Here is an 11,893-nt window from a genome sequence, read left to right as displayed (position 1 = left end):
GCTTCTTTTTAATTCTTATTATTTGCTAGCCAAAGCTCCCATTGGATCCCACGGAGCAAGTACTTTTGGTTCTGCTTCATAAGCAGCTAATTCTTCAGCCGTTAAAAATTCTTTGCGGACAACGATTTGATAAGTGTATTCGTCCATCCAGTCATCACTGGCAACAAAATAACCTTTGTCTCCAACTTTATCTCCCCAAGAATTTTCCACTTTCCATTTTGTTGATTTTCCATTTTCATCCAAATCAACACCCGTCAAGACCATAGCATGGGTCATGAGACTTTCGCTGTAATCCAAACGTCCCGCTTTATCTTGTGTCAATTCAATATCCATGCTTGATGTGAAATCGTACATATCGTTAACCATAACGCCTGCTTTGCGGTTGCTAGATTGACCGACATCAGAACCAAACCAAACAGTTTCTCCAGCCTGCATTTGAGCAATAGCCAGCTCTTTCAAACGCTCCATATTAACATTCAAATAACGGACATCGCGCGCTCCTACGACATTTCCTAACATCTCAACAGTGTAAGATTTACCGTACGGTTTGTCAGTTGTAGGAGCATTGATGATTGAAACGTAATCATCTAATTGAAGATCCACGTATTTTTTGTAAAATGCTTGTGGTGTTAAGCCATTTTCACTGTGGAAATTGTTGTCTTTATCACGATAAGCAAAATCAAAAGTACGAGGTGGAAGTCCAAGTGACATTGCTAAGAAATTAAAGATTTCTTGCAAAAGCTCTTCTTTCTTAGCTTGGACAGCTACTGTGTCTGCTCCACTAGTAACCAAGTCACGCAAGATTTGTGCATCTTGACGGAGTAATTTATTGAGATATTGGTTGAGCTCACGACTATTGCTAGATGAAATGGATTCTGGGTAAACTGATTTTGGAACAACTCCATATTTTTCAAAAAGTGCCACAACCATATCCCATTGTCCGCCGTCTTGTTGAGGCGTATCTAAGAGGAATTTCACTTTGCGGCTAGTTAAGTCTTGGTCAGCTGTTGCTAAGACTTGCTCTAAGAACCAGTTGGATTTTTCATATTTATCCCAAAAGAATGTATGTGCTTGCGACAATTCAAATTCTTCCAATTGAAAGCCTGCAATCATTTTATGACGGAAAGTATTGAGTGCTGCAAACATCCAGCAACGTCCAGATGCTTTTTGATTGCTGACTTTATCTTTGGTTAAGTCAATAGAAAACACAGGATTGTTTTCAATCGCACTGCTGCGCTTTTCAAGCGATGTTAATAAACCATTGTGGCTAACTGCATTTTCAATTGCAGCATACTTAGCAGTTGCTTCATAATTTGCATATAATTTATCTGTAAATTGTTGATCTATAGAATTCATAGATACCTCCTTCTAATTCTAAACACTATTATAGCTTATTTTCAAAATTCTTCAAACAAAAAGTTAGGCGCACCTAACTTTTTGTTATACAACTAATTTTAGTAGTCTTCGTATTCTAAAAAACGTGAGTCAGAACAATTCTCCTGCTTATTTCCAAAAATCATCGAAGATTGTAATCGGCAAATGGCGTTTATGCTCCCCTTTATGCCACCAAGATTCAATCCTTGCTTTCGTTTGGTCAGAAATGGTCTTACCTTCCAAATAGTCATCAATTTCGTTATAAGTGACACCGAGAGCGACTTCATCTGCAATGCCTGGCTTTTCTTCTTCCAGATCCGCAGTCGGTACTTTCTCATAGAGGGCAGGATCAGCGCCCAAGGCAGCCAACAGTTGCTTACCTTGCCGTTTATTGAGACGATAAAGGGGCAGAATGTCTGCACCACCATCACCAAATTTCGTAAAGAATCCCGTGACGTTTTCTGCGGCATGATCCGTTCCAACCACTGCTCCTTTATAAGAGCCTGCTAAAGCGTATTGCGCAATCATGCGACTACGAGCTTTAATATTGCCTTTATTGAAGTCTGAAACAGTTGCTCCTGTAGCCTCAACCGCTTTTGTCATAGCGTCTGCACTTTCTTTGATGTTAACCACAAGACTGACATCCGGCTGGATAAAAGCAAGAGCTCGCTGTGCATCGTCTTCGTCAGCCTGCACTCCATACGGCAAGCGCACTGCGATAAATTGATAGCTAGCATCGCCAGTCTCAGCTCGCATTTCCTCTATTGCTAATTGCGCCAAACGTCCTGCTAAAGTGGAATCTTGTCCGCCCGAAATTCCCAAAACATAGGTTTTCAAAAAGGAATGTTTTTTTAAATAATCCTTTAAAAAATCAATGGATTTACGGATTTCTTCTTGTGGATCAATGACAGGTTTCACACCTAATTGCTGGACAATCGTTTCCTGTAAGGTCATTTTGTTTCTCCCATTTGGCTTGCTTTTTTGCGCATTTGATCAATCAAATCCACCTTATCTTGCCATACATCACGTGCCAAATCCACAGGATAATCTTGTGGATTGAGAACCCGTTTGTATTCATCCCACAACTTATCAAACTCTTTGCGAGCATATGTTTGGATTTCTGTTAAGGTTGGCAATTGGTATACGAGTTGGCCTTGTTTAAAAACATCTACCAAAAGAGGCACTGCATCAAAATTTGTCACTGTTTTATTGATGTAGGTGTAAGTTGGGTGGAACATTTCTAACTCGGCAATAGCATTCACATCTACGCCATCATAAGTGATATAGTCTCCTTCTGACTTGCCTTTTGCACGGCTAGTAATCCGCCAAACTTGTTTTTTACCCGGCGTTGATACTTTCTCCACATTATTAGAGAGCTTGATCGTATTACGCAAATTGCCATGTTCATCTTCGATAGCCACAATCTTATAAACGGCTCCCAGTGCTGGTTGGTCATAAGCCGTGATGAGCTTAGTTCCAACGCCCCACACATCAATCTTGGCCTTTTGCATTTTTAAGTTGAGGATTGTGTTTTCATCCAAGTCGTTAGAAGCGTAGATTTTAGCATTTGGAAAACCAGCTTCATCCAACTGCTGGCGGACTTTTTTAGAAATATAAGCCAAATCCCCTGAGTCAATCCGCACTCCAAGGAAATTGATTTTATCCCCCATTTCACGCGCCACTTGAATCGCTGCAGGCACACCGAGACGAAATGTATCATAGGTATCCACCAAGAAAACACAGTCATGGTGCGTTTCAGCATATGCCTTAAAAGCTTCATAGTCATTTCTATAAACTTGAACGAGAGCATGCGCATGCGTTCCTAAGACTGGAATATCAAAGAGTTTTCCAGCCCGAACATTACTGGTTCCATTTGCTCCACCAATCACTGCCGCACGAGTTCCCCAGATAGCCGCATCCATTTCCTGTGCTCGACGTGTACCAAATTCCATTAAAGGCTCATCTTCGATAACTGAGCGAATCCGAGCTGCTTTTGTCGCTACCAAGGTTTGATAGTTGACAATGTTTAATAAGGCGGTTTCCACTAATTGACATTGAGCAAGGGGACCTTCTACTTGAACAATGGGTTCATTCGCAAAGACCAAATCTCCCTCTTGTGCAGACCGCACTGTTAATTCCAATTTTAAATTTGCTAAATAGTCTAAAAATTCTTCATCATAGTCAAGAGAACGAAGATAGGCAATATCACTATCTGAAAATGTCAAATGATTTAAATAATGAACCATCCGCTCCAAGCCAGCAAAAACTGCATAGCCACTATGAAAAGGCTCTTTCCGAAAATAAACTTCAAAAACAGCACGTTTATTATGAATATTTCTTCTAAAATAAACTTGCATCATGTTAATTTGATACAAATCCGTATGCAAGGTTAAACTATCATCTGGATACATAACGACTCCTTATAAGATGTATTTTCACTTATTATACCACAAATCAAACAAGCAAGAGGAAATCTTGTTCAACTTTAGGTGTTTAAATAACTATTCTCAAGTTTTCCGTTGTATTGCGGTGTTTAAATTTTCAGTTTTAAAACATCTTAAAAACCAAGGTGCATTGGGTACAACTTTAAAAAGTCGCAAATTTATCCTTGGTTTTATTATATTATTATTTATTCTTAAATTTCAATTGGCTATAAATACCAAATACAAGTATCCAAATAGCTGAACCGATTGCTCCTACAACGGTTGATTTTTGTAAAAAGAGGGTTATAAATACAAAGGCAAAGAAGAGCAAAGTAAGAGGATTGAGAAACTTATAGGCTGGCATTAGATAGCCATCTGCCATAAATTCTTTTGATTTTCTGTATTTCAGGTGAGCAATCATAGTGAGTGCATAGATAGCAATATAAACTCCTGATGAAGAAGCAGTAATCAAAGCAAAGGAGTCTGATACTCCTGGTAACACCTGAATAAAAGCAGCTAATGCAATCACTACCGCTGAGGTCAAAATAGCGTTTTGCGGAACATTTTGTCTGGATAATTTCCCAGCACCGATTCCATTCAAAAAGCGATTAGGTGAATCATGTGCAATTTGATACAAATGACGCCCAGTCGAATACAGAGTAGAATTCAAAGCTGAAGCAGCTGAAGTCAATACAACAAAGTTAATCAAAGCTGCAGCCCATTTGAGACCTGCCAACTTGAAAACAATCACAAAGGGGGAATCTGTGGTCGCCAAATCCCGCCAAGGGATAATCGCCATAATTGCAAGCAGAGAGCCTCCGTAGAAAAGAACGATCCGCAAGGGGATTTCTTTAATAGCCTTTGGCAATACCTGCCGAGGATTTGCCGTTTCAGACGTTGTGATTCCAATAAATTCAATAGCTTGATAAGCAAAGAAGACCATTTGAAAGCCCATGACAAAACTCATAAAACCATTAGGAAATAATTGGAAATTTTGACTGATATTGCTGATGCTGGCTACACCATTGGGCGCTTTAAAGCCTGTCAACACCATAAAAATCGCTGTCACAATCAAAGCAATAATCGCTACAATCTTAACCATAGCAAACCAAAATTCAACTTCACCAAAGACTCGGACTGCAATCAGATTGACCATACTCAAAACAGCAAGGAAGACGATTTGAATCAACCATGCCGGCCAAGTCGGAAACCAAAATTGGACATACTGTGCAACTGCCGTGATTTCTGCCATACCAATAAAAATGAGGGAAATCCAATAGGACCAACCGGAAAAATAGCCCCAGCCATTCCCAAGATACTTGGTAATGAAGTTGATAAATGTGTGCTGGTCTGGATCATAATACAACATCTCTCCAATCGCCCGCATCATCAAATACATAAAGACACCGGTCAACATGTAAATGAGGATAATAGATGGTCCTGTCAAGCTAATCGAACGTCCTGCTCCCAAAAAGAGACCCGTTCCAATTGTCCCAGCAATAGCAATGATTTGGACATGACGATTTTTTAAGCCACGTTCCATTTTATTCTTATTATTTTCAGAATTCTTTTCACTCATACGAAGCCTCCTTTTCACATGAACTTTTCTATTGTACCACAATTCTGACAATTTCACTAGTCATTTATGAGGGCACGAGAATTGAACAAATCAAAAGAACCCTTTCCTTTCCTAATCCTCCAATGCATCACTGTGTTTTTATTAAACGAAAAGAAGCTGGGACAAGTGCTCAGCTTCTTTTCGTTTATATCGTGTGTTTTGGAGAAACTCTGTTGCCTTTAGGCAATTAGAGTACAATTGAGGCTTTACGAAAGTCTAAAGGCGATTCGCTTTGCAAGTTCAAATAAGTACTTTTGTCAAACACTTCGTTTTTTATCCACAACCTAAACAGTCTGAGAGATTAGTGAAAATCCTTGCGTGGCTGAGACTATGAATTAAAAATTTTCAAGATGATTTTGGTCTTTCGCTCTAAAAATTCTCTGTGATATACTTGTAGACTTCTTGCCCTGCGACTGCTCCGTCACCGACAGCTGTCGTTACTTGGCGAAGGTCTTTTTCGCGAACATCTCCAATAGCATAGATGCCAGAAATAGCCGTTTCCATATGATTATCGGTTACAATCCAGCCTGCTTCATTGGTAATGCCCAAATATTTGGCAAACTCACTAACTGGGTCTAAACCAACATAAATAAAGACACCGCCAAATTTACGCTTCGACACTTCACCTGTTTTGACATTCTCTACCACAACGCTGCTAACGCGGTTGTCACCTTTGATTTCTTTTACCACTGAGTCCCAGATAAAATGAATCTTTTCATTGGCAAATGCACGTTCTTGCAGTAACTTTTGGGCTCGCAATTCATCCCGCCGATGAACAATGGTCACCGTTTTTGCAAAACGAGTCAAAAAGATCGCTTCTTCTACCGCAGAGTCGCCTCCACCCACGACAAGTAGGTCTTCATCTCGGAAAAAGGCGCCGTCACAGACTGCACAATAAGAAACCCCGCGGCTGTTTAATTCTTCTTCACCAGGCACTCCTAGATGACGGTGAAAGGCACCAGTCGCAATAATAAGTGTCTTCGTTTCAAAAACCTCATCTTCTGTAAAGACTTTTTTTATTGCTCCTTGGTCTTCGATTTTTTCAACAGAGCCAAACAAATGCTCCACTCCCAAATTTTCGAGCGGTTCAAACATTTTTTCGGCTAGCTCTGGACCACTGATATTAGCATAACCGGGATAATTTTCAATATCTGAGGTATTGTTCATTTGGCCACCGGGGATGCCTCTTTCTAAAAGACCAACTTTGAGATTACTTCTAGCAGCATAAAGCGCAGCTGTCATGCCTGCTGGTCCAGCTCCAATAATAATTGTGTCGTACATAAAATTTACTTCCTTTATTGTAATCACTGTTATTCTAACGTTATTAAGCTCTTTTTTCAAACATTATGCTCTGAGGATAAGCAGAATTCCCATCATTGCAAAGGATAAAATCGGAATCGTCATCACTGCAATCAATAGCATATCATACAGATGAGCTTGTCGCTCTTTGATTGTTTTATCAACACGTCGAACGGCACGAAGCCCAATCCATAATCCGAGAAAACTCCCCACCAATAGCGCCGTAATCAGTAAACTCTCTAGATAGAGTAAAAAAACTTGAGACAGCATAGCCACTCCCCTATTTCATAACTTTATGATTGAAGGCATTCAAAACGGATGCCGCAAACTTGAAAATAAACCCAGCTAGCAAGGCCAACTGGGCTTCTTTTCCTATTATATCAAATATATGTCCGTTTGTAACTGGCAAAAAATTCTTTTGTGCGTTCTTCTTTAGGGCGGTTCATTATTTCATCAGGGGTGCCTGTTTCGATAATGTGTCCCTTATCCAAAAACAGCACTTTATCTGCCACTTGCGAAACAAAAGACATATCATGACTGACTAAAATCATGGTCTGACCAGCCTTGGCTGCATCTGCAATGGATTTTTCAACTTCCCCTACCAATTCAGGATCAAGTGCTGATGTTGGCTCGTCTAAAAGCAGAACATCTGGCTTCATCGCAAGCGCACGCGCCAAAGCAACACGCTGTTTTTGTCCACCTGACAAATGACGCGGATAGTGATTTTCACGGTCTGACAGACCAACTTTTGCCAATTCTTCTTTGGCAAGACTCGTTGCTTCTTGGTCTGAGAATTTTTTTACAATCAATAAACCTTCTTTGACATTGTCCAAAGCCGTTCGGCGCTCAAAGAGATTAAACTGCTGAAACACCATAGCTAACTTTCGTCGCAAGTTTAGGATTTCTTCCTTGCTAATCTTAGAAAAATCGACAGTAAAATCATCAATGACAATCGTGCCGCTGTCTGGCTGTTCCAGATAATTCAAGCTGCGTAAGAAAGTAGATTTTCCCGCACCAGATGAGCCAATTAAAGCAACTACTTCTCCTTTTTGAATCTCTAAACTAAGATTGTTTAAAACCATTTGTCCAGAAAAGGATTTGCTGAGATTTGAAATACGAATCATTATCGAACATCTCCTTTCGCCTGTATTTGTGGATTGAGATTATCAGGCGCTTCAATCGCCATTCTCTTTTCGATAAACCGCCCAAGTGCTTCAATCACAATATTCACGCCCCAATAGACAAGAGCAACTGAGATAAAGCGCTCAAAGTAACGGTAATCTGCACCACCCAAAATCTGCGCTTGAGCAAAAATCTCAACAACTCCTGCACTAAAAGCCAGAGAAGTTCCCTTGGTCAAGCCAATCAAAGAGTTAATCAAGGTCGGTGTGGCAACCACAGCTGCATTGGGGATAATAACACGGCGGTAAACCTGTCCGTTTGTCATTCCCAAACTACGAGCTGCTTCAATTTCTCCAGCATCAACAGACAAAATCGCCGCTCGAATGGTTTCACTAGCGTAAGCCGCTTCATTAAAAGCAAAAGCTACAATGGCAAATAGATAGGCTGGAATAGCATTGATATTCAGGCCCGTTCCAAATCGCAAGTTGATGGCCTTCAGAAGCAAAGGAATCCCATAATAAGTCAGCATGAGCTGAACAAGCACTGGTGTCCCTCGCAAAAAACTAACGAAAAAAGCCTGCAAAGGATACAAAACTTTCACACGGTTGATTTTGACAATAGCAAAAATAAGAGCCAAAATCAAGCCAAAAAAAGCTCCTCCCAAAGTCAATAGCAAAGTTGTCGGTAATTTTTCAATAATTCTGGGTAGTCCGTCAAACACAGATCGCCAGCTAAAAAGCTGTCCGTCTGGAATCTTCTGAACCAATTCTTGATACCAATTAGAGGCTAAAATCACTGTTGTAACAATCATAGTAACTTCCCTTTCTCGATAATGTCTAATTCTATCACAATTTTTTTATTTTACCAATTATTTGCTACGATAAAAATAGACTAGCAAGACTAGTCTATCACATTCATTCTCTAAAGAATAATTGTTTTTATTTATGGGAGTGATAAAGAAATTTTAAGACTAAAACTGTTGACGTTTGGCTTTTCTTTCTGCACGACCGCGTGCTCGATTTTCAGCTCGCTTCGTTTTTCGACGTTTTTCATTGACAGCCCACTGGATTTTCTTCTTATAGCCCGGTTTGATTTTCTTCTTTTTCTTTTTAACCAGACCAATCATTTCCGTATCCAATTTTTCCTGCGTTTTTTCACGATTGGCACGACGATCGCGGTCATAGGTATCTTGAAATTCTCCGTTTTTAATCATCTTGGGAATGAAGTGAATGCCCAATTTTTCTAGCTCACGAATATCTGAATCATCGCTCGGTTGATAAAGTGTAATGGCTGTTCCCGGTAGACCATTTCTGCCAGTTCGTCCCACTCGGTGAACGAAGAAGGACAAATCTTGCGGAATCGCATCATTGATGACATGACTAACGCCTTCAATATCAATTCCCCGCGCAGCTAAATCTGTCGCAACAATGTATTCAAAATCTAGGTTCTTCACCTGATTCATAATCCGTTTTCGCTCCCGCGGTGCAATATCCCCATGAATCTTTGCCACTTTGAGACCTTGCGCTGTCAGATAGCTATGCAATTCATCCGCTCGTGTCTTAGTATTGACAAAAATCATAGCTAGATAAGGCTGTAGGAGTTGTGTGATTTTATAAATTTGCGCATTCTTATCACGTCCTTTTGTTGAAATCAGCCAATTTTCAATAGTATCTGAAATAACCGTTTTGATTTTGATTTGCTCAATGACCGGGTTGGATAGATATTTTTTTAAAAATGGCTGCAATTTTTGCGGAATGGTCGCAGAAAAGACTAGAAATTGCAAATCCTTCGGCAAACTGGATGCAATCTTATCCACCGTCATTAAAAATCCCATATCAAGTGTCATATCAGCTTCGTCAACGACAAAAGTATGCGCCTTATGAATGACTAAGTCACCAGATTCAACCAAATCATAAATACGTCCCGGCGTACCAATGACAATGTGCGGCTGACTGGAACTCAATTTCCCAATCTGACGATTTTTATCAGTTCCACCAACGTAATGAGCCACTCGGATTTCTTTATCAGAAAAAGCAGCAATTTGACGCGCAGCCTGATAAATCTGCCTAGCCAGCTCACGACTAGGGGCGGTAATGACAACCTGAACACTATCTGCATCTTCATTCAGCTTTTGAAAAATCGGCAGTAAGAAAGTGTGGGTTTTCCCTGAACCTGTTTTGGACTCTCCCACCAAGTCACGACCAGCAAGCACAACCGGAATGAGTTTTTCCTGGACTTCTGTCGCCTCAACAAAGTTCAAATCCTTGAGTGCCTCTTGGATATAATCTTTAAACTTAAATTCTGTAAATTTCATGTTTTCCTCTATTCGTCTCTTATCCTATCTATTATACCAGAACTTGCTTTAAAAATAAAAATGAATCATGTTTTTCTCTTCTTATTTCCTCCCTTTTCTATGAAGCTCTCCTTATTTTATGATACAATAATAATAAGTTTACAAAAAAGGGATGACCATGAAAAAATTTATTATTACTCTTGTAACGACTCTCTTGATCTTCCTAGCTCCTACAGTTTTAGCGGACAACTTTGAAGTAGGTGCTAAGCATGCTATCGCAGTTGACGTTGCAACCGGAAAAATTTTGTATGAAAAAGATGCTAATCAGCCAGTTGAAATTGCTTCTATTACTAAACTACTAACAGCCTATTTAGTCTATGAAGCGATTCATCAAGGAAAATTCACTTTACAAACTTCAGTAGATATTTCTGACTACCCTTATCAACTAACCGTTAATCCAGATGCCAGTAACGTTCCTTTGGAAGCTAGAAAATATACTGTCGAAGAACTGTTAGAAACTTCTTTAATAGCAAGTGCCAATAGCCCCGCGATTGCCTTAGCTGAAAAAGTCGCTGGCAGTGAGAAAAAATTTGTTGACTTGATGAAAGCTAAATTGCAGCAATGGGGAATCAAAGATGCTACTATCGTTAATGCTTCTGGGCTGAATAATTCTGTTTTAGGAGAAGAACATATTTATCCTGGTTCGGGAAAAGAAGACGAAAATAAAATGAGCGCCCACGATGTTGCAATTATTGCTCGGCGTTTAATCCTTGATTACCCAGAAGTTCTAGAAATCACCCAAAAAGCTACGTCTAACTTTGCAGGCATGACGCTTACATCGTCCAACCACATGCTCAAAAACATGCCCGCCTTTCGAGCTGGAGTAGATGGCTTCAAGACTGGAACTTCTGATAAAGGAGGCTCTTCCTTTGTCGGAACAATCCAGCAAAGAGGGATGCGTTTGATTACGGTTCTCCTCAATGTTAATCATGCAGATGAGGATGAGAATGCCCGCTTTACGGCTACCTCTAGATTTATGACCTATATTTATCAACAATTCACAGTCCAAACTATTGTGAAAAAAGGCGAAGCCTACAATAAAAGCTCTGCCCGCGTCATTAACGGGAAAAAAGATGAAGTCACTGCTGTTGCAAGTAAGAAACTCACTATTGTGCGGAGATACAATCATAAAAAACCTACTGTCCACTTTACAACCGATAAAAACGGTTATCCCACTCCTTTAAAAAAGGGTGTCGTTGTTGGGAAATTGACCTATACTGATAATGATTTGATTGGAAAAGGCTATCTTGACAAGAAACCACCAACTATTTCCATGCTTTCAGCAGAGAAAATTGGTCGTCCTTTCTTCCTCAAATCATGGTGGAATGAATTCGTCCAATATGTCAATGAAAAATTATAAACGAGCGAAATAAAAATCAGTATTCGTAGATGCTTGATTTCATCGTTCATCTCCGCATAGCTCGAAAGACTTGAGGAACTTTTATAGTTGGAAAGCAAATGTAACTTGATGGCAAAATGGGCTGTAAAAGTTGATATAGCAACATATTATAGCTCATTCAATAGTAATTGGGAATGTGACAAAACTCAAAATCAAAAATTTTTAGTTTGTAGTCTCATTCCCACAAGGTTGCTCAACAGCTTGAGAGACTGTCGAGGTGGCAGATAAAGAAAACAAAGTTTTCGTCAAAAGTGCTCCTCCAAGCTTGAAAAGCGAATCGCCTTGAGACTTCTATCCGTAACCTC

At 39.9% G+C, this 11,893-nt stretch carries 10 protein-coding genes; 1 reads left to right on the top strand and 9 read right to left on the bottom strand.

What is annotated here, in order from left to right:
- Window positions 1-18 precede the first annotated feature (18 nt).
- The 9 genes from pepC to SanJ4206_RS01895 all read right to left on the bottom strand — a co-directional run bounded on the left by pepC (window position 19) and on the right by SanJ4206_RS01895 (window position 10,150).
- Complete coding sequence (gene pepC, locus SanJ4206_RS01935) at window positions 19-1,356, bottom strand: aminopeptidase C (RefSeq protein WP_003028426.1); 1,338 nt, start codon at window positions 1,354-1,356, stop codon at window positions 19-21.
- A 147-nt stretch (window positions 1,357-1,503) separates the two neighbouring features.
- Window positions 1,504-2,328 carry an ammonia-dependent NAD(+) synthetase gene (nadE, locus tag SanJ4206_RS01930; protein ID WP_003028427.1) on the bottom strand — a complete coding sequence of 275 codons (825 nt, stop codon included), beginning with the start codon at window positions 2,326-2,328 and terminating at the stop codon, window positions 1,504-1,506.
- Window positions 2,325-3,785, bottom strand: a complete 1,461-nt coding sequence (locus tag SanJ4206_RS01925; protein ID WP_003028428.1) for a nicotinate phosphoribosyltransferase — start codon at window positions 3,783-3,785, stop codon at window positions 2,325-2,327. The genes nadE and SanJ4206_RS01925 overlap by 4 nt, the downstream gene beginning before the upstream one ends.
- A gap of 214 nt (window positions 3,786-3,999) precedes the next feature.
- The gene (locus SanJ4206_RS01920) at window positions 4,000-5,376 is read right to left on the bottom strand and encodes an amino acid permease (RefSeq protein ID WP_003028429.1); all 1,377 of its coding nucleotides are present in this window, start codon (window positions 5,374-5,376) and stop codon (window positions 4,000-4,002) included.
- Between the two features lie 408 nt (window positions 5,377-5,784).
- Window positions 5,785-6,696, bottom strand: a complete 912-nt coding sequence (gene trxB, locus SanJ4206_RS01915) for a thioredoxin-disulfide reductase (protein ID WP_022525420.1) — start codon at window positions 6,694-6,696, stop codon at window positions 5,785-5,787.
- Window positions 6,697-6,759: 63 nt separating this feature from the next.
- Window positions 6,760-6,984 carry a DUF4059 family protein gene (locus SanJ4206_RS01910; RefSeq protein ID WP_003028431.1) on the bottom strand — a complete coding sequence of 75 codons (225 nt, stop codon included), beginning with the start codon at window positions 6,982-6,984 and terminating at the stop codon, window positions 6,760-6,762.
- Window positions 6,985-7,094: 110 nt separating this feature from the next.
- On the bottom strand, window positions 7,095-7,838 hold the full coding sequence (locus tag SanJ4206_RS01905; protein WP_003028433.1) for an amino acid ABC transporter ATP-binding protein: 744 nt from the start codon (window positions 7,836-7,838) through the stop codon (window positions 7,095-7,097).
- Window positions 7,838-8,647 (bottom strand): amino acid ABC transporter permease, encoded by an 810-nt coding sequence (locus SanJ4206_RS01900; RefSeq protein ID WP_003028435.1) that lies wholly within the window; start codon window positions 8,645-8,647, stop codon window positions 7,838-7,840. The genes SanJ4206_RS01905 and SanJ4206_RS01900 overlap by 1 nt, the downstream gene beginning before the upstream one ends.
- Before the next feature lie 159 nt (window positions 8,648-8,806).
- The gene (locus SanJ4206_RS01895) at window positions 8,807-10,150 is read right to left on the bottom strand and encodes a DEAD/DEAH box helicase (protein ID WP_003028436.1); all 1,344 of its coding nucleotides are present in this window, start codon (window positions 10,148-10,150) and stop codon (window positions 8,807-8,809) included.
- Between the two features lie 157 nt (window positions 10,151-10,307).
- On the opposite strand from SanJ4206_RS01895, the gene pbp3 reads away from it, so the two are divergent.
- A complete protein-coding gene (gene pbp3, locus SanJ4206_RS01890; RefSeq protein ID WP_003028437.1) occupies window positions 10,308-11,549 on the top strand; it encodes a D-alanyl-D-alanine carboxypeptidase PBP3 in 1,242 nt (413 codons plus the stop codon).
- The last annotated feature ends 344 nt before the right edge of the window (window positions 11,550-11,893 follow it).

Origin of the sequence: Streptococcus anginosus (genome assembly GCF_001697145.1) — a bacterium.
GTDB lineage: Bacteria > Bacillota > Bacilli > Lactobacillales > Streptococcaceae > Streptococcus > Streptococcus hominis.
This window is presented reverse-complemented; position numbering and strand designations above follow the sequence as displayed.